Origin of the sequence: Streptomyces asiaticus (assembly GCF_018138715.1) — a bacterium.
In the GTDB taxonomy this organism is placed as follows: Bacteria; Actinomycetota; Actinomycetes; order Streptomycetales; family Streptomycetaceae; genus Streptomyces; species Streptomyces asiaticus.
The window spans coordinates 9,498,502-9,523,899 of record NZ_JAGSHX010000006.1 but is presented as its reverse complement, the minus strand read 5'-3'; the positions used below and the strand labels follow the sequence as shown (position 1 = coordinate 9,523,899).

Genomic DNA, 25,398 nt, shown 5'->3' with positions numbered 1-25,398 from the left:
CGATGGAAGGGGACGGGTGCGATACCGGGTCCTGGGGGCGCTTGAGCTGCGCACCGGCGAGGGGTGGGCCTCCCTGGGGCCGGCCAAGTGGCGGACGCTGCTCGCGGTGCTGCTGTGCCACGCCAACCAGACCGTCTCCACCGAACGCCTCCTGGACGAGCTCTGGGGCGAGGATCGGGCGCCCCAGAGCGCCACCAAGCTGGTTCAGACCTATGTCTCCCGGCTCCGCCAGACCATGGGCGACGAGGCCGGGCAGACCCTGATCACCGAGAAGCAGGGCTACAAGGCGCAGGGCTACCGACTGGCGGTGGAGGCCGCCGAGTTCGACGCCCACCGCTTCGAGCAGCTGGTCGAGGAGGGGCGGCGGGCGCTTGACCGGGAGGCGCCCGAGACCGCGGCGGAGCGGCTGCGCGAGGCGCTGGCGATGTGGCGCGGCACCCCGTTCGCCGATGTGCCCCCGACCCCGGCGGTGACGGCGGAGGCCACCCGGCTCGAGGAGTGCCGGCTCCAGGCCGTGGACGCCCGGATCGACGCGGACCTGCGGTGCGGGCGCCATACGGCCGTCCTGGGCGAGCTGGAGGCGCTGACCGCCGAGCATCCGTTCCGCGAGGAGCTGCGCGGCCGTCTGATGCTGGCGCTGTACCGGTCCGGGCGGCAGGCCGACGCCCTGGCCGCCTACCGCGATCTGCACCGGCTGCTGAGCGAGGAGCTGGGGGTCGAGCCGACCCCGCCGCTGCGCGACCTCCACGAGCGGATCCTGAACGCCGACGCCTCCCTGATGGCCACGCCCGCCCCGGAGGCGGACCGGCCCGGCCCCGCCGCCCGCAAGGCCCACCGGGGCCCGCGCCAACTGCCGCCCGCCAGCCCCGCGTTCACCGGCCGCCACGGCGAGGTCGCGGTGATCCAGGCGCTGATGGACGCGGCCGGGGACCCGGAGCCGGGCGAGGGCGGACGGTCGGTGGTGCTCGCCGCCATCGACGGCACCGGCGGGGTCGGCAAGTCGACCCTGGCCATCCACGCCGCGCACCAGCTCGCCGACCGCTTCCCCGACGGCCAGCTCTATGTGGATCTGTACGGGGCGACCGCCGGGCAGTCGGCCCTCGACCCCGGTGAGGTGCTCGGCCGGTTTCTGCGCGCCCTCGGCGTGGACGGCTCCAATGTGCCGAGCGACACCGACGAGGCGTCCGCGCAGTTCCGTTCGCTGGCGGCGGGCCGGAGACTGCTGGTGATCCTGGACAACGCCGCCAGTGTGGACCAGGTGCGGCCGCTGATCCCCGCCGGGCCGGGCTGCGCCGCGCTGGTCACCAGCCGCGAGATGCTGACCACCCTGGAGGGCGCCACCCATCTGCATCTGGATGTGCTCCCGCAGGACCAGGCGGTGGCGCTGCTGGAGCGGGTCGTGGGCGCGGAGCGGGTGCGGGCCGAGCCCGCCGAGGCGGAGGAGATCACCCGGCTGTGCGGCTGGCTGCCGCTGGCGCTGCGGATCGCCGGTGCCCGGCTGGCCGCCCGCCCCGCGTGGCCGCTGCGCACCCTCGTGACCAAGCTGACCGACGCCCGGGGCCGGCTGGACGAACTGCGCTTCGGGGATCTGGCCGTCCGCGTCAGCTTCCAGGTGAGCTACGAGGGCTTCCGGCTCGGCCGCCGCTCCGACGACCTGGACGCGGTCCGCGCCTTCCGGCTGCTCAGCGTGGTGCACGGGCACGATGTGAGCCTGCCGGTGGCCGCCGCGCTGCTGGACCTGCCCGCCGACCGCACCGAGAACGCGCTGGAACGGCTGGTCGACGCCCAGCTCCTGGAGAGCCGGGACTCCGTCCGCTACCACATGCACGATCTGCTGCGGCTGTTCGCGTCGGAGCAGGCGGAGCAGGAGGAGCCCGAGGCGGAGCGCTCGGCGGCGCTGGAGCGGGCGCTGACCTGCTACGCGGCCACCGCCCAGCGGGCGGTCACCCTGCTCGACCCGCTCCGCCCCTGGCCCCGGCACCCGGTCGAGGGCCCCGCGGTGCCGCTGAGCGGCCAGGACGAGGCGGAGAGCTGGCTGAAGGACGAGCTGCCCAATCTGCTGGCCGCCGTCGCCCAGGCGGCCGAGCCCGCCCAGCCCGAGGCGATCGCGCGCCTGGGGCTGCGGCTGGCGCGGGCGCTCCAGTGGTTCCTCTTCCCCCGGGCCCACGCCCAGGATCTCCAGACGGTCAACGAGCTGGCCGTCGAGACCGCCCGCCGCCTGGGCGACCCGGAGAGCGAGGCATGGGGGCTGGACGGCCTCTCCGCCGCGTACTGGCTCCAGCACAGCTATGACGAGGTACGCACCACCCTGGAGTCGGCGCTGGAGATCTGGCGCGAACTGGACCACCGGGAGGGCGAGTTGCGCACCGCGTGCAATCTCGCGGACGCACTGTGCGAACTGGGCCTGTACGAGGAGGCCATCACAGTGCAGGAGCGGCAGCTCGCCCTCGCCCGGGAGGCCGGGGATCTGCCGGCCGAGGTGATCGGCCTGGGCAACCTCGGCCGGGCCCACCGGGGCCTGGGCCGTCCCGAGGACGCCCTGACCTGTTTCAAGGAGAGCCTGGAGTACGCCCGCCGCACGGGCAACATCCACCATGAGGGCTTCGCCCTCTACGAGATCGGGATCACCTATATGGAGCAGGGCAGGTTCCCCGAGGGCCGGGCCCACATGGACCAGGCGCTGCCGGTGTGGAAGCGCCCCGGTACGTACGAGAGTTGGCGCGGGCACACCTGGAGCGGGCTCTTCCCCGCCTGTATGACCCTGCACATCGGCCCCGGCCCGCGCTGAAGCGGGATCCGGGGCGGATGTCGAGCGAAGGCGGCCCTGAAGGGGCCGCCGGGGCTACGGCTGAAGGTGCGGCCGGGGACGGCTGAAGGTGCGGCCGGGGCTACGGCTTGCGGGCCACCCCGCCGTAGGCCCACACCCGGCTCGGGTCGGGCTCGGCGCCGATGGTCGGGCGCCAGGAGGGCAGTTGCACCAGGCCAGGGGCGAGCAGTTCGAGCCCGGTGAAGAACTCCATGATCCCGGCCCGGTCGCGGGCGACCAGGGACACCGGGCCCTCGAAGCTGATGACCTCCCAGTCCCGGTCGGTGTCGAGGGTGAAGTCACCGGTGGCGTGGGAGAGGACCAGACAGCTGCCCGGCGCGGCCCAGTCCATGAGCCTGCGGACGATCCCGACGGGGTTCGCCAGGTCCTCGATGTAGTCGAGGACGAGCGTCAGCAGGATCGCGACCGGCCGGGCGGGGTCGAGCAGCCGCCGCAGCTCCTCATGCCCCAGGAGGTCCTCGGGCGAGCGGATGTCGGCCTTGACCATCGTGGTGCCCGAGACGGAGAGCCGGGCCTGGCCGTGGCTCGCCACGATGGGGTCGTTGTCGGCGTAGACCACCCGGGCCCGGGGATTCACGGCCTGGGCGATTTCATGCACATTAGGGGTCGCCGGCAATCCCGCGCCGATATCCAGGAATTGGCTGATTCCGCTGGCGGCGAGATGACGGACGGCACGGTGCAGAAATCTCCGATTGGAGAGCGCGGTGTCACGGACTTCCGGTGCGACACCGAGAAATCGCTGAGCCTGCTCGTAATCGGCGAGGTAATTGTCCTTGCCGCCGACGAGAAAGTTGTAGACCCTGGCCGGGTTCGCCTCGCTGACCGCAAGACGTCCGTGGTCGGCCGGCCGCCACTCCCTCGTCCTGAGCCCGATGCCGGGTCCGCTGCTCTTCATCGTGATTCCCTTACCACTAGCACTGCCTCGCCTCACCCCCGACGGTTCCGGATCACTGCGGGTGCGGAGCCGCGCCCGGACGCCACGTGACCGTCTTCCTCGGCCCCGGTTCGGCCCAGGCGACCGGATCTCGTGCCCACAGGTGGAAGGGCAGGTCGACATCCGCGGACACCCTGCTGAGCTGGCCCCAGGAGTACGCCCCGGAGTGGGCCGCGGTGGCCTGGAGCGCCGCTTCGAGACAGGCACGGGCGGTGCGTTCGGCCCGGCAGGTGCCGCTCGGGCCGGACCCCTCCACCCCGCCGCAGAGCTGAAAGGTGCTCCAGGCGTAGAGGGGTTCGTCCTCGACATGAGGCTGATGCTGCTGGTCGACGTTCACAGGCCCTCTCCAGACGCGTCCCTACCGGGCGGCTGTAGCGATGCGTCCAGCATGGAAGAGGGCGGATCAGCGGCGGTATACCGGCGGTAAAGCGACGGTCGCGGCGGCTCGACCGGGTCCGCCCCGGTCGGGGTACCGCCACGGCCGCATCGCGTTCCGCGCTGGAAAAGGCCCTGGTCACACGCCATATGGCGGCATGGCACGCACCCAGGTCCTGCCGGTCACCCGGCGAGCCAGGCCAGGACCTCCCGGTTGATCCGCTCGGGCCGCTCCAGGTGGAGGAAGTGCCCGGCGCCGTCGACCAGTTCCATCCGCGAGCCCGCGGGCAGGTGGTCCGGGGCCCCCTGGACGACATCGGCGCCGATGCAGCCGTCGTCGGTGCCGTGCAGATAGAGGATGGGGACCTCCCCGGTCCCGGTGACCGCCTCCTGCTCGGCCGCGTACGCCGCCACATGCCGCGACGGGTCGAACAGCGCCCGGTAGTAGCCGATCGCGGCGGCGAGGTGGGCCGGGTCCCGCAGGCTCTCCTTGACGTGCGCGATGTCCTCGGCGGCGTCCTTGTACCCGGGCGACCAGTCGCGCCACAGACCGTCGATCAGGGCCATGTCGTGCGCCGCCGCCCCGGCCTCGGCCAGCGGCGTCTGGAACAGGAAGATGTAGAAGGAGCGCTTGAACTGGCCGTAGTCATAGTTGAAGAAGTCGGCCAGCACCCCGCCCAGCGGGGGCACCGACATCGTGACCGCGCGCCGCCAGCGCTCGGGGGCGCTGCCGGTGGCGCCGTACGCGGCGATGGCGCCCCAGTCGTGGCCGATGAGCACGGCGTCGCCGTCGCCGCCGAACGCCTCGTGGAGCGCGTTGGCGTCCGCGGCGATCGCACCCGCCTGGTAGGCGCCGTCGGCGGGTATGCCGCTGGGCGCGTAGCCCCTCATGAAGGGCGCCACGGCGTGGTAGCCCGCGTCCGCGAGCGCGGGAAGCAGATGACGCCAGGAATGCGCGGAGTCCGGGAAGCCGTGCAAGCAGAGCGCCAATGGGGCGTCGGCCGGGCCCGCTTCGAAATACCCGAAATCAAGTCCATTTGCGTTGATGTTCTTCAGCTCTGTCACGCCGGAGGATGCTAATGCACCGTCAGGACGCCGTCCATGTTGGTTGGAACGGGCTGCGCGCCGGGCCGGAGAAGTGGCAGACTGCGCTATACCGTCCGGAAATTCGATGACGCACCGCGTGTTTTCGCCGGCCGAGCCCAGGGAGGCCCGATGACCAGCCCGAGCAGCCCCGTCGCGGACCACCGCGATGCGATGATGCATCGCGGATTCCTCTACCGCGACGAGGATGAAGTGGTCGATATCTGCGTCCCGTTCCTCCGCGAGGGCCTGGCGGCGGACGACGCCGTGGCCGTCGTCGCGGCCACCTCCAACATCGACGCGCTGCGGGACGCGCTCGGGCAGGACGCCAAGGCGGTGCAGTTCGAGGAGGCGCTCAGCTGGTACCAGCACCCGGTCAAGACCATCGCCGCCTATGACTCCTTCGTGAAGGCCGAGAAGCCGCGCCGGGTCCGGGTGATCGCCGAACCGGTGTGGCAGGGCCGCACCCCGCTCGAGGTGGTGGAGTGGGCTCGCTACGAGTCGATCGTCAACGCGGCCTTCGCCCACTCCGGCGCCCGCGCCATCTGCTGCTATGACCGGCGTCTGCTGCACCCCGAGATCCTCGCCTACGCGCGCCAGACCCACCCCGAGATCATCGACGGCCACGGGCCGGAGAAGAGCGACGCCTACACCGACCCCGGCCCGTTCAGCGCCACCTGCGACCGGCGCCCCCTGCCGTCCGCCCCGCGCACGGCCGAGTCCGTGTCGATCGTCTCGACCGACCTGGACGCCGTGCGCACCTTCGTGGCCGAGCGGGCCGGCCGGCACGGCATGGGCCATGACGCGCTGCGCAACATGGTCGCGGCCGTGAGCGAGGTGTCCACCACCGCGATCCGGCACGGCGGTGCCCCCGCGCGGCTGGGCACCTGGGTCCACGACGGCGATCTGGTCTGCGAGATCTCCGGGCCCGGCCACTGGTACCCGGACGCGCTGTGGGGCTTCGCCCCGCCGGCCGACTCCGAGCCCGGGTTCGGGCTGTGGGGCGTCCGCATGCTGTGCGACGTGGTGCAGATGCAGGCCGACGCGGACGGCACCCTCATCCGGCTGCGCACCCGGATCTGACGTCCCGGAGGGCCGGACTGACGGCCGGGGTCAGACGACGGCGATGGCCCCGGTGAGGACGGCGAAGGCGATGTAGCCGAGGGATACGCGAACGACGCCCACTCGACGGCCGGACCGACCCGGGCGCCGCCGCCTCCGGCCGGATGCGGCCGGGCCGGTGCGGAGCGACACTGGCGGGGAGGGCAACAGCCGTGAGCGGAGTGTGCGTATGGATGGGCTGCCCTCCGTCTGGGAGAGCACGCGATGAACACGCCCCACCGGCGCCGGGGCGCCCAGGGCACCCCGAGGGTGCGGCGGGACCTGCCCACCCGCATCGATGCCACCGGCACCCGGCGGGAGACGGACGCGCTGGGGTCCGTCGAGGTCCCGGCCGACCGGTACTGGGGCGCCCAGACCCAGCGGGCCCTGGTCCACTTCGCGATCGGTGACGACCGTATGCCCAAGGCGGTGTACCACGCCTACGGCTATGTGAAGAAGGCCGCCGCGCTGGTCAACGGCCGGGAGGGGCGGCTGGCCGGATGGCAGGCGGATCTGATCGCGCATGTGGCCGACGAGGTGGTCTCCGGTGCGCTGGACGACCACTTCCCGCTGTATGTGTGGCAGGCCGGTTCCGGCACCCAGACCCATATGAACGTCAACGAGGTCATCAGCAATCGCGCGATTCAGCTGGTCGGCGGCGTCGTGGGCAGCAAGGAGCCGGTGCACCCCAACGACCACGTCAATCTGGGGCAGTCCTCCAACGACACGTTCCCCACGGCCATGCACATCGCCGCGGTGCGCGTCCTGCACGACCCGCTGCTGCCGCAGGTCAGTCTGCTCCAGCAGGCCATCGCCGCCAAGTCCCGGGCCTGGTACGAGATCGTCAAGACCGGCCGCACCCATCTGCGGGACGCGGTCCCCCTCTCCGTGGGGCAGGAGTGGTCCGGCTACGCCGCCCAGCTCTCCGACGCGCTGGAGCGGCTGCGGGCCACGCTGCCGGATCTGTACCAGCTCGCCATCGGTGGCACGGCGGTCGGCACCGGTCTGGGCGCCCCCGAGGGCTTCGGCCCGGCGGTGGCCCGGGAGATCGCCGTCGCCACCGGCCATCCGTTCAAGGTGGCGTCCAACTCGTTCGCGGCGCAGAGCGGTGTGGACACCGTGGTGGCCGCCTCCGCCGGGCTGCGGGGCCTCGCCGTCCCCCTGATGAAGATCGCCGACGATATCCGCTGGCTCGCCTCCGGCCCGCACGGCGGGATCGGGGAGCTGACGCTGCCCGCGAACGAGCCCGGCAGCTCCAGCATGCCCGGCAAGGTCAACCCGACGCAGTGCGAGGCCATGATGATGGTGTGCACCCAGGTGCTCTCCGACGACGCCGCCGTGGCGCACGCGGGCACCCGGGGGAACTTCCAGCTCAACGCGGCACGGCCGCTGGTCATCAGCGACTTCCTGCACTCCGCGCGCATCCTCGCCGACGCCTGCGAGAAGCTGCGCGCGTACTGCGTCGAGGGCGTCGAGCTGAACCGCGAGCGGATCGACGAGTACCTGGCCCGTTCGCTGATGCTGGTCACCGCGCTGTCCCCGCGGATCGGCCACGACAAGGCCGCCGAGATCGCCCGTAAGGCCGCCGCCGAGGGAACGACCCTGCGCGAGGCGGCCATCGCCAGCGGCCACATCGGCGCCGAGGACTTCGACCGGATCGTGGACCCCCGGAAGATGGCCCGGCTGCGCGACCGCTGAGCTCATCGGCGTCGTATCCCGTGCTCGGCCAGCGGCCCCACCTCCAGACCCGCGGCCCGGCACTCCGCCACCAGCACGGGCAGCGCGGCCAGCGTGGCGCGCCAGCAGCCCGTGGCCGCGGCGCGGTCGGTGTCGTGCAGCAGAACGGTCGCCCCGCCGCGCAGATCGCGCCGTACGGTGGCGGCCACCGAACCCCCGGTGGCGTCCTCGGTCCAGTCGCGCCCCCAGGCCGACCAGAGGACCGGGGTGAGCCCGGCCCGGGCCGCCGCCAGCCAGCGGCCGCCGGTGAGGATGCCGTACGGCGGCCGGTACCACCGCGGCACCACGCCGGTGACCAGCCGGATCGCGCGGGCGGCCCGGGCCACCTCGTGGGCGTCCCGGGACACCGTGGGCAGCCAGGGGCGGCTGTGGGTCCAGCCGTGGACGGCGAGCTCATGGCCCCGGCGGACGAGCTCCAGCGTGGTGTGCGGGAAGCGCGTCACACCGTCCCCCAGGACGAAGAAGGTGGCGCGGACGCCGAGCTCGTCCAGCACCTGGAGGAAGCGCGGAGTGGTGCGTGGATCGGGTCCGTCGTCGAAGGTGAGGGCCACATGGTCGCGCCGTCCGCGGCCCGCCAGGGCGGGGAACAGGGCGCGCCGGGGCCCGGGCAGCCAGGTACCGGCGGGTGCGAGGTGCGCGGCCGCCGCGAGCAGCGCCGCGTTGCGCACCAGGACACCGGAGCGGTGGCGCGCGCTCATGGTGTTCCCTCGCCGCCGGGGCCGCTCCGCCCTCCGGGGAGCGGTGTCCCCGCGCTCCGCGGCGCTTCGGGGACAGCCTGGTCCCAGCCGCCGCACATGGCGGGCGAGCGGGTCAGGCCCACGATGCCGGCCGCCATCAGCAGGATCCCGGCCACCTCGGGCACGATGCGCAGCCCCAGCTCGACGCGCTCGCCGAACAGCACCCAGCCCAGCGCGATGCTGACCAGAGCGTCGCCGAGGGTGAGCGCGGGCTGCGAGGCGGCCAGGGTGCCCGCGCGCAGGGTGCTCTGGAGCAGCAGGAAGCTCAGCAGTCCCACGGCGCACACCGCGTACAGCGGCCAGCCGGTGAGCACCTCCACCACCCCGCCGCCGAACCGCCCGGTCAGCTCCTTGATCAGCGCCGCGGTGCAGGCGAAGCAGGCGGCGGTGGCGCTGCCGAGGGCGACGGCGCGCGCGGCCCCGCGCACCACCCGGGCCACCGCGATCAGGGCGCCCACGGCGATGGCCACCACCACGCCCACGGGCATCCAGCGGCCGTTGCGTGCCGTGTGCGCGCCGCTGGAGGGGTCGGCCGCCACCAGGAAGAGCGCAAGCCCCGCGGCGAGCATCACGAACGACAGCCAGGTCCGGCCGTCCGGGCGGTGGCGGAACACCAGACTGCCGACCACCAGGGTGAACAGCAGCTCGCTCACCAGCAGCGGCTGGACCACCGAGAGCCGTCCGACCGCCAGCGCGCCCACCTGCGCCACCGCCGACACCATCATCGCGGCGAGACCGGCCAGCCAGAACGGGCGGCGCAGCAGCCGCGCCAGCCGCAGCAGGCTCCGCATCGGCCCGCCGTCGCCCCGTTCCTCCCGGACCTGGTCCATCGCGGCCCGCCGCTGGAGTACCGAGGCCGCGCCGTTGCCCAGGGCGGACAGCAGGGCCAGTACCACGGTCAGGGCGCTCACCGGGGGTCACCCGAAGCGTGTGGCCAACCGGTGGTACAGCCGGGGGGCCAGGGCCCGGACCACCGCGGGCAGCCGCATCCAGGCCGGTACGTACACCTCGTCCCGCCCGCGCTCGACCGCGTCCCAGACCGCGTCGGCGATCCGCTCGGGCGGCAGCGGGCGGGGCAGCCGCCGGGTGTACGGGGCGCCGCGCCGGGCGAAGAACGGGGTGTCCACCACGCCGGGGACCACATGGGTGACGCGCACACCTGCCCGGCCCAGCTCGTGGCGCAGGGCGTCGGCGAAGACGCCGAGCGCGGCCTTGGCGGCGGAGTACACCGCCTCGCCGCGCACCCCGACGGTCCCGGCCACCGAGCCGATCAGCACGATGTGTCCGCGCCGCTCGGCCTCCATCCGGGGGACGACCATGCGGACCAGGCGCATCGCGGCGAGCAGATCCACCCGGACCACCTGGTCGATGGCGGCGGGCGGCATGGTGGCGAAGGGACCCGCCCAGCCCACGCCCGCCCCCGCGACCAGCAGATCCACCCGTCCGGCGGCACGGAGGGCGTCTTGGACGAGCGCCTCCGGGCCCTCCGGCGCGGCCAGGTCGACGGGGAGGGCGAGGGCCGACGTCCTGGCGGCCACGCGGTCGAGCCGTTCCCGGTGGCGGCCGCTGACCAGCAGCCGCCATCCGCCCTCGGCCGCGATCCGGTCGGCGATCGCGGCCCCGATGCCCGAGGAGGCGCCGGTCACCAGCGCGACCCTCGTCCCGGTGGCTGCCGGGTGCCCGGTGTCCCGCACCTGGCCGCGATCCAGGGGTGTGTCCGGGAGGGGGCGGATCATGGCATCTCCCTGTCTCGCCGCCGACCGGCCGCTGGTCCTGGGTCACCGGCCGTCGAGCGCGCGGTTTGACGGCATGCGGAGCGGATACCTCCAGTGAGCCATGAGGAGCCGCGCCTCGCACCATCGGAGGTGGTCATGCACCCGCTGTCGGCACGCTTTCTCGTTGTCAGCGCCGGGATGGGAGCCGGACATGACGCGGTCGCCGCCGAGCTGGTCCGCAGGCTGGAGGAGCGGGGCCAGGGGGCCGGTCGGGTGGATGTGCTGGAGTTGCTGCCGCACCGGATCGGGGCGGGGCTGCGTTCGTTCTACCGGACGACCATCCGCCGCGCCCCGGTGCTGTACGAGGGCATCTACCGGGCGTTCTTCCGCCCCGGCAGGGGCCCCCGGCCGGGCAGCGCCCCGCTGGCCGCGCTCGCCGAGGACCGGCTGCTGGCGCTGGTGGCGCGGGAGCGGCCGGATGTGGTGGTCCCGGTGTTCCATCTGGCCGCGCAGCTGACCGGCAGGCTGCGGGCGCGCGGGGCCCTGGGGGTGCCCAGCGCGGTGGTGGTGACCGACTTCGCGGTGCACCGCCAGTGGCTGCACCCGGGCAACGATCTGCATCTGTGTGTCACCCCGGACGCCGCGGACACCGTGCGCCGTGCGCTGGGCCGCCCGTCGGTGGCCACCGGGCCGGTGGTGGCGGCGCGCTTCTTCGGCCCGGCGCGGGGGGCGGCGCGGTGGCGGCGGCGCTTGGGCGCGCTCGCGCCCGGGAGGCCGCCGGTGCTGCTGTCCGTGGGGGCGTGGGGCGCGGGCACACGGGTGGCGGACACCGCGCGGCTGGTGTCCGGGGCGGGGTATCTGCCGGTGGTGCTGTGCGGCCGGGACGAACGGCTGCGCGCCGAGCTGTCGCGCCGCCCGGAGGTGGCGGCCCTCGGCTGGGAGCCGGACATGCCCGGTCTGCTGTCCGCCGTACGGGCCGAGGTGGACAACGCGGCCGGTCAGACCGCGCTGGAGGCACTGGCCACCGGGGTGCCCGTGATCGGTTACCGCCCCATCCCGGGCCATGGCCGCGAGGGCGTCCGGCGGATGGCCGCGCTGGGGCTCTCGGACCACGCGCGGGACTCATGGGAGCTGGTGCGGCTGCTCGACGCGCTCACCGAACCCTCCGCGTGGCGGGAGCGCCGTATCGCGGCGGGCCACCGGCTGTTCGCCGACGACGCCGCCGTCCGGCTGACCGACGCGGTCGCCCGGGCGGCCGTGAGGTGAATCGCCCCGACGGGACGGCCCGACGGCCGCGAGCCGAGCCGCCGACACGGCCACGAGGTGAGTCGCCCCGACGGCCGCGAGATGAATTTCCGCGCACGCGATGCCGCCCGTGCCGACCGTCCGACGGCGACTGGTGGCATGCTCGGCCCCGACCCATCCGACCTCGGGAACCCCGTGTGGAGCACCGCCCCCCGCGCGTGAGTTGTCCCCGTGCGGTCCCGCGGGAGTTCCCGAACGACTGACGGAGGTACCGCCCGATGGGAAGTCATCTCTTCGCCGAGCTGGCCCGGCGCGCCCTGGACGACGCGCGCCACGAAGTGGAGATCTACGGACAGGAGATCCCCGAGTACCGGTTCGTGGAGCACGACGGCCGGCGACGGGCCGAGGCGCTGGACTACGCGGTCTGGCTCAGACGCCGCACCCTGGACTTAGCCCCCGAGGGAACCCCCCTCTCCCAGGAGGACCTCGACCACATCGCGTCGATGGGCGCCTCGCGGGCCAGGACGGGGATGTCCGCCGCGTCCCGGCGGCGGGTCCTCGGTCTGCACACCAACCTCATGCTCCGGGAGATCCAGGAGGCGTCCGGCCCGGAGAACACCGATGAGCTGATGCGGGTCATGGCCTGGTTCACCACGGAGGGCACCCGCGGCATCGACGCCTACACCCGCGGCCATGCGGCGGAGCAGAAGCGCCGCCTCCCCCTCGTCGCCCGGGTGCACGCCCTCACCACGGCCCTCCTCGCCGACGACTCCCTGGCCCCGGGCCTCGCCCGCGCCGTCGGCATGAGCCCGGCCGCGTCGTACGAGGTGGTGGTCGTCCGTGTCCCCGGCCGTCCCGCCCCGGCCGCCGGAGGGCGCGAGGCGATCGTCGAAACCCTCCTGACCCACCACCGGATGCCGATCGCCTGGCCCCGGGCGGAGGAGCTGGTGGCCCTGGTGCCCACCGGCCAGGACAGCGCCCCCGATGCGGCCCGGCCGGGCCGCGACCGGTCGGCGCGGGACCGGGCGCTCGCCTTCGTGCGCGACGCGGGCGAGGCGGTGGCGCGGCCCTGCGCGGTCGGCACCAGTACGGGCCGCGTGCGTGCGCTGGCCGACGCGTACGACCGCGCCCGGCGCACCAGCCTGGCGGCTCCGCTCCAGCCCGTGCCGCGCCGCCTGCACACCCTGGCCGATGTCTTCGTCGAACTGGCCGTCGCCGAGGACCGCGACATCGACAGCTGGCTGTCCGGCATGGCCCGGACCCTCGCCCGGGGCCCCGAACTGCTCGCCACCCTGGAGACGTACTACGCCCATGACATGCACCGCAGGAACACCGCCGCCGCGCTGAACATCCATCCGCGGACCCTGGACTACCGTCTCCAGCGGGTGCGCCGGCTCACCGACGTCGACCCCGGATCCGCCCGTGGCGTGCGCATCCTGAGCACCGTGGTCACCAGGGCCGCCTCCGGCACCTGGACGACATGAACGAGGTGCGCTGACGGGACGTAGGCCGCCCGGGAATCCTCCCGGCGGCCTACGAGGCCCCCCGCCGCCCGTCCTCAGAGCTCGCAGTTGATCTCGACTTCGGCGTCGCACCGGTCGATCCCCGGGCCACCGTTCGCCACGTCGTAGCCGGGGCCGCCGATCAGTGTGTCGTTGCCGGAGTGGGACGCGTTGTCGGGGCTGTCACCGAAGAGGTAGTCGTTGCCGGTGCCCCCCGTGATGTTGTCGTTGCCGTTCTGGCCGCTCACGCCGAAGTACGTCCCCACCGACACATTGGTCGGGTCGCTGGGGTTGAAGTTGTCCGAGCCGTCGCCGAGGCAGACCACGGCGGAGGTGCTGATCAGGTCGGAGAAGACCCAGTCGTCCCCGGAGAAGGCGTTGACGACGCTGCCCGGTGTGCCCCAGATGGCATTGGCGTTCCTGTCCCCCTCGATCGTGGCGGTGAGCGGGACGCCGGTCTTGGGGTCGGTGCAGGTGGTCGCCGTCGGCGCCTTCGCCGGGGCCGCCGCCTGAGCGGCCCCACCGGTGCTGAGGGCGGCACCGGTGAGGGCCGCGGTACACGCCAGCAGCGCGATGACGCGTCTGTTTCCGTGTCGGGTCATGCGGTGTTCCTCCTCGGAAGGGATGCGGAGTGACGCCGCACAGCCTTCCGCCCGGCCACCCGGCGCGTCTTCGTGAACCAGGGAGAAAACACCCGTCCGCCACGGGCGCGGGACTGTCAATCCGCGCAACCGGCCCCGGGCCCCACGGGGTGTCCGGCGGGCCACGCGGCGGAGCCGCATGGCCCGCCGCGTGGCAGGGGCCTCGCCCCTGGAGCCCGGGGCCCGGGGCGGAGCCCCGGTTGTGGGAAGGGGCGGGGAGGGGACCAGCCCGCCGCAGGCGTCACGACCCGCCGGACACCCGCTGGACTAGCCCGCCTTCTTGACGAACTCGGTGGTGTAGGTCTTCTTCAGGTCCACCGTGGCGTTCTTCAGGTTGGGGTTGAACGCCTTGAGGACGCGCTCGACGGTCGCCGGACCGTCCGTCGGCATCACCCCGTCCTTGGTGAACATCGGCAGGGTGCTCTTGATGGCCTCCGCGTAGAGCTTTGCGCCGCCCTGCGCGTAGTCGCTCGGCATCTTGGCGGCGATGTCCTCGGCCGAGTGGGTGGACATCCACTTGAGGGTCTTCACGAAGGCGTTGGCCAGCTTCTGCACCGTGTCCTTGTGGCCGTTCACCCAGTCGGCGTTCATGTAGAGCGAGGAGGACGGGTACAGACCGCCGAGCGCCTGCTTGGAGCCCTCAGGGGTACGCATGTCGATCAGGACCTTGCCGATCTTCTGCTCCACGATCTGGGCGACCGTCGGATCGGTGGTCATACCGCCCTGGATGGAGCCCTGCTTGAGGGCCGAGATGAAGGTCTGGCCGGCGCCGACCGCCACCGGGGTGAACTCGCTGGTCTGCACGCCGCTGTCGACCGCCAGGTACTTGGTCAGGAAGTCCGTGGAGGAGCCCAGGCCGGTGACACCGAGCTTCTTGCCCTTGAAGTCCTTGGGCGACTTCAGCTCGCCCGCCGCCTTGTTGGAGACCACCTCGACCTCGCCCGGGGCCTGGGCGAGCTGGACGACGGACTGCACCTGCTTGCCCTTGACCTGGAGATCGAGGGTGTGGTCGTAGAAGCCGACGACGCCCTGGACATCGCCCGCGACCAGCGAGGTGGTGGCCTGCACCCCGGCGGGCTCGGTGAGCAGCTGGACCTTGAGGCCCTCCGCCTTGAAGTAGCCGAGCCGCTGGGTGAGCATCGCGGGCATGTAGATGACCTTGTCCAGGCCACCCACCATGATCTTGACCTTGCCGTCCCCGCCGCCGGAGGCGCTGGAGTCGCCGCCACAGGCGGTGAGGGTGGTGAGAGCGAGCGCCGCGGCGACGGCGGCCGCGGAGAACTTGGCACTGCTGCGCATGAGGTCACGTCCTTGTGAGCGGTGTTGAGCGGTGTTGAGCGGGGAGAACGAAGGCGCGGCTGAAGCGGGTGAAGCGGGAGCCGGGAAGAGGGAGGCGGGGCTCAGCGGTCCTCGCCTGGCTGGGCGGGCTTCCAGCGGAAGAGCCGCTTCTCCAGGAAGGTCAGCAGCCCCTCGGCGAGCAGGGCCACCACGGCGAGGATCACCATGGCGGCGTACACACCGGCGGCGTTGAAGGTGCCCTGCGAGGAGGACACCAGCAGGCCGAGCCCCTTGGTGGCGCCGATGTACTCGCCGACGATGGCGCCGATCAGGGCGAAGCCGAAGCTGACATGGAGGCTGGTGAAGATCCATGAGGTGGCGGAGGGAATCACCACCTGGAGGGTCACCTGGCGGTTGCTCGCGCCGAGGATCCGGGAGTTGGCCACCAGGTTGCGGTCGACCTCCCGGGCGCCCTGGAAGGCGTTGAAGAAGACGGGGAAGAAGACCAGGACCACGGCCGAGGCCACCTTCGAGGCCGGGCCGAGGCCGAACCAGATGAGGAAGATGGGCGCGAGCACGATCCGCGGCAGCGCGTTGAGCACCTTGATGTACGGGCCGAGCACATCGGCGAGGAAGGCGATCCGGCCGAACGCGATCCCCAGGACCACACCGGCCACGACGCCGATGCCCCAGCCCAGGAGCGCCTCGTAGAGCGTGTACCAGATCTGCTCCCACAGCGAGCCCTGCGCGGTGCCGTGCAGCGCCCACTGCTTGAGCTGCTCCCAGATCTTCGAGGGCATCGAGAAGTTGAAGGGGTCGATGACGGAGGCGCGGGCCAGCCATTCCCACAGCCCGATGACGCCGAGGAGCACCAGGGCGCGGGTGGACTGGACGAGGATGGCGCGGTTGCGCGCGGCGCGTGCCCGGGCCCTGGAGCGCTCCGTACCGGGTGTCTTGCCGACGGCGGGGGCGGCCGTGGCGGAGATGGTCTCAGGCATCGACGGCACCCCTCTCACGGGTGATGCGGACCTCTTCGCCGAGCGAGGACCAGATCTCCCGGTAGATCTCCACGAACCGTGGCTCCAGCCGCACCGACTCCACCTTGCGGGGCCGGGGCAGATCGATCTCGAAGACCTCCTTGACGGTGGCCGGACCGGCCGTCATCACCACGACCTTGTCGGCCAGGGCGATGGACTCCTCCAGGTCGTGGGTGACGAAGACGACGCACGCGCCGGTCCCCGCCCACAGCTCCAGGAGTTCGTCCGACATCAGCGCGCGGGTCTGGACGTCGAGTGCCGAGAACGGCTCGTCCATGAGCAGGATCTCGGGGTCGTTGACGAAGGTGGAGGCGAGCGCCACGCGCTTGCGCTGGCCACCCGAGAGCTGGTGCGGATAGCGGTCCTCGAAGGAGGTGAGGCCGACCCGGGCCAGCCACTCACGGGCCCGCTCCTTCGCCTCCGCCTTGGGCACACCGCGGAAGCGCGGGCCGGCCATCACGTTCGACAGCACGCTGCGCCAGGGGAACACCGCGTCCTGCTGGAAGACGAAGCCCACGTTGGAGGCGATGCCGCGGACCGGCTCACCGGCCACCAGCACATCGCCCTCGGTGGGCTCCTCCAACCCGCTGACCAGGGTCAGGGTCGTGGACTTGCCGCAGCCGGTGGGCCCGACGACGGCGACGAACTCACCGTGTCCGACGGTCAGGTCCAGATCCCTGACCGCGATGTGGAGGGCCCCGGACGGTGTCCGGAACGCCTTGCTCGTTCCCCGCAGCTCGATGGCGGGGCTGGTGTGGCTGCTCATGGCCGGGAGGGTAGGAGTGACCCGCGCCACAGCGGCAGTCTTGTGAGCACAACGCGCCCTTGCGCTCACAAACCGCGTTCTGCTCGTTTTGCTCGCGCCCGCACAACGAAAACGCTACGGAGACTGGGCATACGCCCCGGGCGCCTTTACGGTGCCTTCACAGCACCATAAACGGACGAAGTACTACCGCTCGCGTACGGGACCACACGGGACCTCGAGACGGGAGACAGGGGGCCCATCATGCGTATCCGATGGCCCCGGCGTGTCTCCGGTCAGGTGCTCGCCGCGCAGCTGTCCATCACCGCCGGGGTGATGGTGCTGGCGACCGCGCTGTTCCTGGCCCCGCTCAGCTCCGAGATCGACAACCAGGCGATGCACCAGGCGCTCGCCATCGCCCAGACCACCGCGGCCGATCCGGACATCGCCCGGGACCTCGCCGCCACGAAGCCCACCCCGTCGGGTCCGGTGCAGCGGGCGGCGGAGCGGATCCGCCGGTCCACCGGGGCGCTGTACATCGTGGTGATGGACTCCCGTGGGGTGCGCTGGTCGCACACCACCACCGCCCGGATCGGCGAACACGTCTCCACCGATCCGCGCGAGGCGCTCTCCGGCCGGGAGGTCCTCCAGATCGACGTGGGGACGCTCGGCCGCTCGGCCCGCGCCAAGGTGCCGCTGCGGGCCAGGGACGGACGGATCATCGGGGCGGTGTCGGTGGGCATCGGCTACGGCAGCGTGCGCGACCAGCTGCTGGCGGCGGTGCCCCGGCTGCTGCTGTACGCGGGGGCGGCGCTCGCGGTGGGCGTCCTCGCGGCGATCGCCGTCTCGCGCCGACTGCGCCGCCGCACCCACGGTGTGGCGTTCGCCGACATCTCGGCGCTGCTCGACGAGCGGGAGGCGATGCTGCACGGCATCCGCGAAGGGGTCGTGGCCTTCGACCGGCAGGGCCGGATCCGCCTGGTCAACGACGAGGCCGGACGGCTGCTGGGGATCCGCCCGGACGCCACCGGACGCACCCTGGAGGAGTCACTGCCCCCGGGCCGCACCACCGATGTGCTGGCGGGCCGGGTGGACGGGGCGGATCTGCTGACCGTCAGCGGCGGCCGGGTGCTGGTGGCCAACCGCATGCCCACCAAGGACGGCGGGGCGGTGACGACGCTGCGGGACCGCACCGAGCTGGAGTTGCTGGGCCGCGAGCTGGACAGCACTCGCGGGCTGCTGGACGCGCTGCGCGCCCAGGACCACGAACACGCCAACCGGCTGCACACCCTGCTGGGGCTGCTGGAGCTCGGACTGCACGAGCGGGCGGCGCAGTTCGTGGCCGAGCTGACCAACGCCCGGCGCGCCTCGGCCGAACAGATCTCCGAACGGGTGCACGATCCGATGCTGTCGGCGCTGCTGGTCGGCAAGTCGGCCATCGTGGCCGAGCGCGGGGTCGCCCTGCGCATCTCCCCCGCCACGCTGCTGCCGGGGCGGGTGGTCGATCCGCGCGATCTGGTGACCGTGCTCGGCAACCTCATCGACAACGCGCTGGACGCGGTGGCGGCACACCGCTCGCCCGCCCCGTTCATCGAGGTCGAGCTGAGGGCCGAGGGCACCACCGCGGTGCTGCGGGTGAGCGACACCGGTCCCGGAGTGCCGCCGGGGATGCGCGATCAGATCTTCACCGAGGGCTGGTCCACCAAACGGCCCGCCCACCCCGGTTCCCCGGACGGCCCCGATGCCCACGAGGGGCCCGCCGCGGTGTCGCCGCGCGGCCGGGGCATCGGACTGGCCCTGGTACGTCGGCTGGCCGAGCGATACGGAGGCATGGCCCGGGTCACCGCCCGGGCCGGTGGCGGGGCGGTGTTCACCGTCGTCCTGCCCGAGGCCCTCACCGGGGACGACACACCCACTCATGAGTTCACCGCAGCAGGAGAGTCACGATGATCGACGTTCTTGTCGTGGACGACGACTTCCACGTCGCCGAGATCAACGCTGCGTATGTGGCCCAGGTGCCCGGCTACCGGGTCACCGCCCGTGCCCATACCGCCGCCCAGGCCCTCGCGACCCTCGAACGCACCCCGGTCGACCTCGTCCTGCTCGACCACTACCTGCCGGACGAGACCGGGCTGACGCTGGTGCGCCGGATGCGCCAGCTCGGCCACCACGCCGACGTCATCATGGTGACGGCGGCGTGTGATGTGGCCACCGTGCAGGCCGCCATGCGCCATGGCGCGCTCCAGTACCTGGTCAAGCCGTTCAGCTTCGCCGGGCTGCGGGCCAAGCTGGACGGCTACGCGGGACTGCGCCGCACCCTCGAGGGCGTCGGCGGGCGCGGCGAGACCGGCCAGGAGAGGGTGGACCGGATCTTCGGCGCCTTCGCGGCCGCCGACACCTCCGGTCCCGCCCTCCCCAAGGGCCACTCCGCGCCCACCGTCGACCTCATACGCCGGGTCCTGGACCAGTCCGACCACCCGCTCTCCGCCCATGAGGTGGCGGAGCGCACCGGCATCAGCCGCTCCACGGCCCAGCGCTATCTGAAGTACCTCGAGCATGCGGGCCGTATCAGCCTCACGCTCAAGTACGGGGACACCGGACGTCCCGAACACCGCTACGCATGGGTGGCGGTGAACTGACGGCACCCCTCAGCTGGTGGCCGTGGCCTCGTACAGGCCACGGCCGGAGCGCTGGGCCCGGTCCGAGGAGCGCAGCCGCTCGAGGGTGTTGCGCACCGAGTTCACATTGGTGCGGGACTCGTCGCGGCCCAGGGCCTCGTTGACCTCGGAGGCCCGCATGGGGCGGCCGGCCTTGCGCAGCGCGCTCAGCACGCTGTCGGCGAGCCCGGTGGAGCGCTCGGAGGTGGCGGCCGCCTCCTTGGTGGCCTTCTCCGCCGGCTTCTCCGCGGCCTTGGCGGTCTTGGACGTGGCCTTGGTGGCCTTCACCGTGGCCTTGGCGGACTTGGGAGCCTTGGCCGCGGCCTTCGCCGCGGTCTTCTTGGCGGCGGTCTTCTTGGCCGCCGCCTTGGTGCCCCGTCCGGTGGCCGGCGCCTTGCCCGCCTTGCCGCCGCCGCGCTGACGGCCGATGGCCGCCTTGCGGGTGGCGGTGGAGGTACGGCCGGTGGTGGCCGTGTCCTCGGCGGACTCCGGCGCGGCGGCCTCGGCCGTGGCCTCGGTGGCCGGTTCCGCGGCCGGCTGGGCCACGGGCTCCGCCACCGCCACCGGGGCTCCGTTGCCGCCCTGCTCGGGCACCGCGGAGGTGGAGAGGGACTGAAGACTGCTCAGGGCGGTGCTGACCGCCTCCAGCCGCTTGGTGACGGCCTCCAAATCACCCTTGAGTGCCTCCTGTTGCTTCTGGAGCTGAGGGAGTTCGGCCTCCAGCACCTCGATGGTGGAACCGACACTGCTGTCCGCGCTCAACGCGTTCACTTCACTTCGTCCCCTTTCTGGGCGTCTGCGCCCATCGCAGCAGCGATTATGCCTGCTGTCAGTGGTGTGCGGTGCCCTGTGTGCCACTACGCAAAACAACCACACATGTCTCAGCACCCCATGAGAGGCCAACTTTCGGTGAAAACACACGCCTGTGACAACATGCCCGCACGGCCGATGTCATCCGGAAGGGTGGCGCCGCAAACGCGGTGACGACGTGTCAGGCCCCCGTTTCCGGGGTGCCATCACATGGGTGGTAGAAAACACCGTACCTGTCCGAGGAAACCGACGTAGTCGAGGTAGTCCCATGAAGTTGCGCTGCGCCGTGCTCGACGACTATCAGGACGTGGCGCTGTCGGCGGCCGACTGGTCGGGGGTGCTCGACGCGGTGGACGTGGTGCCGGTCCATGAGCACATCAGCGGTGAGGACGCGGTGGCCGAGGCGATCGGGGACTGCGAGATCGTGGTCATCATGCGGGAGCGCACCCCCTTCCCCGCGTCGCTGTTCACGCGGCTGCCACGGCTGAAGCTGCTGGTCACCACGGGGATGCGCAATGCGTCGGTGGATCTGGAGGCCGCCGCCCGCCACGGCGTCACCGTGTGCGGCACGGGCAGCAGCTCGCAACCGCCCGCCGAGCTCACCTGGGCGCTGATCCTGGGGCTCGCCCGCCATGTGGTGCCGGAGAGCACGGCGCTGCGGGACGGCGGACCGTGGCAGAGCACCGTCGGCACCGATCTGCACGGCCGCCGTCTGGGGTTGCTGGGTCTCGGCAGGATCGGCGCCCAGGTGGCGCGGGTCGGCCGGGCCTTCGGCATGGAGGTGGCCGCCTGGAGCGAGAACCTGACGGCCGAGCGCGCGGAGGCGGAGGGGGTCCGGGCGGCGGACTCGAAGGAGGAGCTGCTGGAGAGCAGCGACATCGTCTCGGTGCATCTGGTGCTCAGCGACCGCACCCGGGGGCTGCTGGGCGCGCCGGAGCTGAGGCGGATGCGTCCCACGGCGCTCCTGGTGAACACCTCCCGCGCCGCGATCGTGGACCAGGCGGCGCTCGCGCAGGCGCTGCGGGACGGCTGGATCGCGGGCGCGGGGGTCGATGTGTTCGAACGGGAGCCGCTGCCGCCGGGCGATCCGTTCCGTACGCTGCCCAATCTGCTGGCCACCCCGCATCTGGGCTATGTCACCCGGGGCAACTACGAGCGGTTCTTCGGCGATGTGGTGGAGGACATCAGCGCCTATCTTCAGGGCGCGCCGATCCGCCGTCTGAGCCCGCCGAAACCGGTCGGCTGACTCGGCCCCGAGGAGCGCCAAGGAGACGTGTTCCAACACGCGTTGGAGCCGGTCGGCGGCCTCCGGCCTTGTTCGAACGTCCCGTACCCAGCCACTGTGCGTCTGCCCGGGCTGAAAGCGACGCATGCCCTCCGCCCGGTGGACACTATTCCGTTTCGCCTTCGTCATACCGGACAGGCTGCCTGGCACGGACAACCCATCGGCCCGCACAACAGACCGGTGCCCGGTCCACCGACCCGGCACCGCGGACGGAGGGAACGTGGCTCACAGCACATCGGGAAAGCCGACGACCGACGGGGCATCGGCCGGGCAGGACGCCCTACGGCAGGGCGACGGCGGCGGAGGTTCGGGGACCCCGCCACCGACCCGGCGCGGCATGCTCTCGGTGGCCGCGGCGGCCGGGCTCGGCCTGCTCGCCGGCTGCGGCGAGGAGTCGGCCGGCTCCTCCGGAGCGGGCCCGCAGGGGTCCACGAAGGCGGAGCGCTCGCCGTCCGCCACCCCGTCCAAGCACTCCCCCTCCCCGACCCCGAAACCGCGGCCCGAGCTGCCCAGGGGCGGCCGGGAGCTGTCCCGCTACCGGCTGGTGGGCTACTGCGGGCTGCCCGGGGCCGCGGCGCTCGGCCGGCTCGGTGTCGGGGACCTCGAGGACCAGGTGCGCCAGATCGAGAAGACCGCCCGCGCCTATGCCGCGGACCGTGAACCGCAGCCGGTGCTCGAACTCCTCGCGACCGTCGCCAACAGCAGCGCGGGCCCCGACGGCGCCTACCGCTCGCGCACCTCCTCCGACACGATCCGCCGCTTCCACGACGCGGCCAAGCGCCACCGTGCCCTGCTGCTGCTGAACATCCAGCCGGGCCGGGCCTCGGTCCTCGGCGAGGTCAAGGCGCTGCGCGAATGGCTGGTCCACCCCGATGTCGGCATAGCCCTGGACCCGGAGTGGGAGATGGGTCCCGGCGAGGTGCCGGGGAACACCTACGGCCACACCAGCGGCAAGGAGCTCACCGATGTGGCCCGCTATCTCTCCGGGATCGTCGACGAACACGACCTGCCGCAGAAGCCGCTCGTCTTCCACCAGGTGGCCGTGTCCGTCGTCAGCGACCAGTCCGCCTTGCGCCCGCAGCCCGGTGTGGTCCTCATCAAGAGCGCGGACGGCATAGGTTCGCCGGGGATGAAGCGCGACACCTGGCGACAGCTGGTCAGGAACCAGCCCGAGGGCGTGCGCACCGGCTTCAAGCTCTTCTACGAGGAGGACACCGAGGGGAGCCGGCTGATGACCCCGGAGGAGGTGCTGGCCCTGCGGCCACGTCCGGACTACGTCATGTTCGAGTGACCGCGGCGGCCCGCGCCAGGCGTTCGGCGGCCCGCGTCACGCACGCGGCCGCCCCCGGCCGGAGGGCGGCCGGGGGCGGCTGGGGAAGGAACGCTCAGGGGCGGGGCGCCGTCTGCACGGTGAGGGGTTCCTGGGTGGCGACGTCGCCGGGGCCGCGGCGGGTGAAGCGCATGGCCACACAGGCGCCCGCGTACAGCACCGCCACCACCAGCAGCAGCGCCTGATAGCCCGTGAGCAGGGCCAGATACTCCAGGGTGCCGCCGAACAGGGAGCCCAGCAGATTGGCACCGAACGCCGACGTGGGGTCGGCGGCCGCCGCCAGCCGGTCGGAGAAGATGAGGTTGGCGCAGAAGATGGGGGCGAAGGCCAGCGCGATCGCGGCGGCCAGCCGGGGGACGAAGGGCAGCCCCAGCACCACATGGGACGGGATCAGCCAGGCGATGGCGAGGCTGGCGAACAGCATCAGTTGCAGCACCAGCTGATTGACCTGGCGCAGCCTGCGCCTGACCTCCACCGCGCACAGCACGGCGAGCAGCACCCCCGCGAAGACCATCGCGTTGACCAGCCAGGTGGTGCCGAAGTAGAGGGCGAACCCGATCACGTTCTTGGTCTCCAGCAGCATGAACGCCGCGCCGAGCAGGAACATGTCCCCGTAACGGGCGGTGCGCCTCAGCCGGACCCCGGTCAGCCGCACCGACACCAGCGTCACCAGCAGGATCGCCCCCAGCACCCCGATGTAGAGGGTGGGGATGGTGCGGTGCAGCAGATACGGGAAGGGATGGTCGTCGCCGGCGGCCGGGGGCACCGGGCCGGAGGGGCGCCACGCGGAGGCGGTGCAGGTCTGGTCGCTGGAGGTCACACCGGCCACCAGGACGGCCGCCTTCTTGCCTCCGTAGTGGGTGATGCAGGGGGCGTGTCCGAAGACGGAGGTGAGCGTGGAGCCGAACCGGTCGATGAGCCAGTTCTGCCGGTAGTAGTTGTACATGGCGAACGCGCCGCCGGGGGCGAGGTGGCGGTGTGCCGCCTCGAACGCCTGCCGGGTGAACAGATAGCTCTCCAGGCGCAGGTTGCTCGCGCCCGACACCAGGGTCAGGGAGTCCGGCAGGGCGAGGACGACCAGGTCGTAGCGGGTGTTGGTGCGCTCGAGGAAGGCCCGGCCGTCGTTGATGTGCACGTGTACCCGGGGGTTTTCGTAGGGCCGGGCCGGGTGGAGTGACGCGCCGATCTCCTGCAACCGGGGGTCGATCTCCACCGCGTCCACCCGCCGGGCGCCGTGGGCGAGCGCCATCGCCACGTCGTTGCCGTTGCCCGCCCCGATGACGAGCACCCGGCGGTGGGAGTTGCGCGGGGTCTCGCGGTAGGGCTGCTGGTACGGGGAGTCGGGGCGTCTGAGCACCTTCAGCGGGGCGATGGACTGGTGCGGTACGCCATTGGCGGAGATCTTGTAGTCCCGGCTGCCCGAGGTCGGCCTGGTGACCTCGATCTTGTAGTACGGGGACCAGGAGATACCGCCGGCCGCCGTCTCCAGCGCCAGGAGGGCCACCATCAGCGCGAGCGGCACCGAATATCTGATGGTGTTGCGGCGGCCGCCGAGGGTCAGCAGCGCCGCCGCGGCGATCACCCCCCACACCACCGACGGCGCGCGCAGCCAGGACAGCAGCGCGAACGACACCGAGCCGGTGAGCGAGCCCAGGAGGTCGAAGCGGTACGCCTCCAGCGAGGGCAGCCGACGGAACTGATCGGCCGTCATCTTGCCGATGGCCATCATGATCAGCGCGGTCAGCCCGAAGAGCACCGGCAGGGTCACCCACTGGGGCAGACCGGTGGTCTTCACGGCGGTGAAGTAGATGACCTCGCCGCTGGTCTGCCGCACCTGCACGGGGAACTCGCGCACCAGGACCACGAGAACGGCGAGCGGGACGGGCGTCCAGCGGGTCAGCCACCGCCCACGGTCGGCGGGCAGCAGGAATCCCAGGCCGATCCCGAGGAACGAGCCCAAGAGGATGAAGTTCGAGAAATAGCTCAGATGGACGATATTGGCGCCGGTCCACCGGATCAGCGCCAGCTCGACGAAGAGCATGGTGGCGCTGGCCAGCAGCAGCCTCGCGCGCACGTTTTGCGGTCCTGGGCTGTGCTCCATGCCGGCCACGCTGTCATCCGGGACGGGGCAGGTCGAGCACCCACACGGCCCGTGCCGTCGGCCGGATGGCGGGCGTCCGGTGGCTCGGAAAGTGGCTCCGACCGCTCGCCTTCCGTCCGCGCGATGGTTCGCCACCGCGCCACCACCGGGGCCGTCGGCGCAGGTCAGCGACGCGGCCCGGGGTGCGGTGCACCGGCCGTGCGGGGTGGTGTGGTCACGTCGCGGCGCATGTCCTTCAGTCCACTCCCCCGGCCACCGCCG

21 protein-coding genes are annotated in these 25,398 nt (G+C 72.4%); 9 read left to right on the top strand and 12 right to left on the bottom strand.

The genetic code is table 11. The features are described 5' to 3' along the window. Positions 1-16 precede the first annotated feature (16 nt). Complete coding sequence (locus tag KHP12_RS47680; RefSeq protein ID WP_086881831.1) at positions 17-2,788, top strand: AfsR/SARP family transcriptional regulator; 2,772 nt, start codon at positions 17-19, stop codon at positions 2,786-2,788. Positions 2,789-2,888: 100 nt separating this feature from the next. On the opposite strand, the gene KHP12_RS47675 is transcribed toward KHP12_RS47680, so the two are convergent. The 3 genes from KHP12_RS47675 to KHP12_RS47665 form a co-directional block, all read right to left on the bottom strand. Then, complete coding sequence (locus KHP12_RS47675; RefSeq protein WP_086881830.1) at positions 2,889-3,722, bottom strand: SAM-dependent methyltransferase; 834 nt, start codon at positions 3,720-3,722, stop codon at positions 2,889-2,891. Between the two features lie 52 nt (positions 3,723-3,774). Then, entirely contained in the window at positions 3,775-4,098 is a 324-nt protein-coding gene (locus tag KHP12_RS47670) for a hypothetical protein (RefSeq protein WP_086881829.1), read from the bottom strand. 221 nt (positions 4,099-4,319) lie between these two features. Further along, positions 4,320-5,201, bottom strand: coding sequence for an alpha/beta fold hydrolase (locus KHP12_RS47665; RefSeq protein ID WP_037959251.1), 882 nt, complete (start codon positions 5,199-5,201; stop codon positions 4,320-4,322). Positions 5,202-5,351: 150 nt separating this feature from the next. Here KHP12_RS47665 and KHP12_RS47660 point away from each other — a divergent pair, with 150 nt between their 5' ends. Beyond that, positions 5,352-6,302: a sensor histidine kinase gene (locus KHP12_RS47660; RefSeq protein WP_037959253.1), complete on the top strand. Its 951-nt coding sequence runs from the start codon at positions 5,352-5,354 to the stop codon at positions 6,300-6,302. A gap of 243 nt (positions 6,303-6,545) precedes the next feature. Next, positions 6,546-8,018, top strand: a complete 1,473-nt coding sequence (locus KHP12_RS47655) for a class II fumarate hydratase (RefSeq protein WP_086881828.1) — start codon at positions 6,546-6,548, stop codon at positions 8,016-8,018. Between the two features lie 2 nt (positions 8,019-8,020). Here the strand turns inward: KHP12_RS47655 and KHP12_RS47650 are convergent, their stop codons facing one another. The 3 genes from KHP12_RS47650 to KHP12_RS47640 are packed head-to-tail and all read right to left on the bottom strand — an operon-like array spanning position 8,021 to position 10,530. Further along, the gene (locus KHP12_RS47650; protein WP_086881827.1) at positions 8,021-8,755 is read right to left on the bottom strand and encodes a polysaccharide deacetylase family protein; all 735 of its coding nucleotides are present in this window, start codon (positions 8,753-8,755) and stop codon (positions 8,021-8,023) included. Further along, on the bottom strand, positions 8,752-9,705 hold the full coding sequence (locus KHP12_RS47645) for a DMT family transporter (RefSeq protein ID WP_167442492.1): 954 nt from the start codon (positions 9,703-9,705) through the stop codon (positions 8,752-8,754). Before KHP12_RS47645 ends, KHP12_RS47650 begins: the two co-directional genes overlap by 4 nt. A gap of 6 nt (positions 9,706-9,711) precedes the next feature. Beyond that, the gene (locus tag KHP12_RS47640; RefSeq protein ID WP_051573623.1) at positions 9,712-10,530 is read right to left on the bottom strand and encodes an SDR family NAD(P)-dependent oxidoreductase; all 819 of its coding nucleotides are present in this window, start codon (positions 10,528-10,530) and stop codon (positions 9,712-9,714) included. Between the two features lie 135 nt (positions 10,531-10,665). On the opposite strand from KHP12_RS47640, the gene KHP12_RS47635 reads away from it, so the two are divergent. Both KHP12_RS47635 and KHP12_RS47630 read left to right on the top strand, forming a co-directional pair. Beyond that, the gene (locus KHP12_RS47635; RefSeq protein ID WP_086881826.1) at positions 10,666-11,775 is read left to right on the top strand and encodes an MGDG synthase family glycosyltransferase; all 1,110 of its coding nucleotides are present in this window, start codon (positions 10,666-10,668) and stop codon (positions 11,773-11,775) included. A gap of 257 nt (positions 11,776-12,032) precedes the next feature. Further along, positions 12,033-13,238, top strand: coding sequence for a PucR family transcriptional regulator (locus KHP12_RS47630; RefSeq protein WP_211834678.1), 1,206 nt, complete (start codon positions 12,033-12,035; stop codon positions 13,236-13,238). Positions 13,239-13,312: 74 nt separating this feature from the next. Here KHP12_RS47630 and KHP12_RS52650 read toward each other — a convergent pair whose 3' ends face one another. The 4 genes from KHP12_RS52650 to KHP12_RS47610 all read right to left on the bottom strand — a co-directional run bounded on the left by KHP12_RS52650 (position 13,313) and on the right by KHP12_RS47610 (position 16,978). Beyond that, positions 13,313-13,858, bottom strand: a complete 546-nt coding sequence (locus KHP12_RS52650) for a calcium-binding protein (protein WP_086881824.1) — start codon at positions 13,856-13,858, stop codon at positions 13,313-13,315. Between the two features lie 306 nt (positions 13,859-14,164). Beyond that, positions 14,165-15,196 (bottom strand): ABC transporter substrate-binding protein, encoded by a 1,032-nt coding sequence (locus KHP12_RS47620; protein WP_211834677.1) that lies wholly within the window; start codon positions 15,194-15,196, stop codon positions 14,165-14,167. Between the two features lie 101 nt (positions 15,197-15,297). Continuing rightward, the gene (locus KHP12_RS47615) at positions 15,298-16,173 is read right to left on the bottom strand and encodes an ABC transporter permease (RefSeq protein WP_086881822.1); all 876 of its coding nucleotides are present in this window, start codon (positions 16,171-16,173) and stop codon (positions 15,298-15,300) included. Then, positions 16,166-16,978, bottom strand: a complete 813-nt coding sequence (locus tag KHP12_RS47610) for an ABC transporter ATP-binding protein (RefSeq protein WP_211834676.1) — start codon at positions 16,976-16,978, stop codon at positions 16,166-16,168. Before KHP12_RS47610 ends, KHP12_RS47615 begins: the two co-directional genes overlap by 8 nt. A 240-nt stretch (positions 16,979-17,218) precedes the next feature. Between KHP12_RS47610 and KHP12_RS47605 the strand changes: the two genes are divergently transcribed. Both KHP12_RS47605 and KHP12_RS47600 read left to right on the top strand, forming a co-directional pair. Next, positions 17,219-18,904, top strand: a complete 1,686-nt coding sequence (locus tag KHP12_RS47605) for a sensor histidine kinase (RefSeq protein ID WP_210608912.1) — start codon at positions 17,219-17,221, stop codon at positions 18,902-18,904. Further along, on the top strand, positions 18,901-19,593 hold the full coding sequence (locus KHP12_RS47600; RefSeq protein WP_210608913.1) for a response regulator: 693 nt from the start codon (positions 18,901-18,903) through the stop codon (positions 19,591-19,593). Before KHP12_RS47605 ends, KHP12_RS47600 begins: the two co-directional genes overlap by 4 nt. A gap of 9 nt (positions 19,594-19,602) precedes the next feature. On the opposite strand, the gene KHP12_RS47595 is transcribed toward KHP12_RS47600, so the two are convergent. Then, positions 19,603-20,382, bottom strand: a complete 780-nt coding sequence (locus KHP12_RS47595; RefSeq protein ID WP_211834675.1) for a prephenate dehydrogenase — start codon at positions 20,380-20,382, stop codon at positions 19,603-19,605. Between the two features lie 307 nt (positions 20,383-20,689). Between KHP12_RS47595 and KHP12_RS47590 the strand changes: the two genes are divergently transcribed. Then, entirely contained in the window at positions 20,690-21,667 is a 978-nt protein-coding gene (locus tag KHP12_RS47590) for a D-2-hydroxyacid dehydrogenase family protein (protein WP_211834674.1), read from the top strand. A gap of 259 nt (positions 21,668-21,926) precedes the next feature. Beyond that, positions 21,927-22,997: a hypothetical protein gene (locus tag KHP12_RS47585; protein WP_210608914.1), complete on the top strand. Its 1,071-nt coding sequence runs from the start codon at positions 21,927-21,929 to the stop codon at positions 22,995-22,997. 94 nt (positions 22,998-23,091) lie between these two features. On the opposite strand, the gene KHP12_RS47580 is transcribed toward KHP12_RS47585, so the two are convergent. Continuing rightward, entirely contained in the window at positions 23,092-25,110 is a 2,019-nt protein-coding gene (locus tag KHP12_RS47580) for a spermine/spermidine synthase domain-containing protein (RefSeq protein WP_308036211.1), read from the bottom strand. Positions 25,111-25,398: the final 288 nt, after the last annotated feature.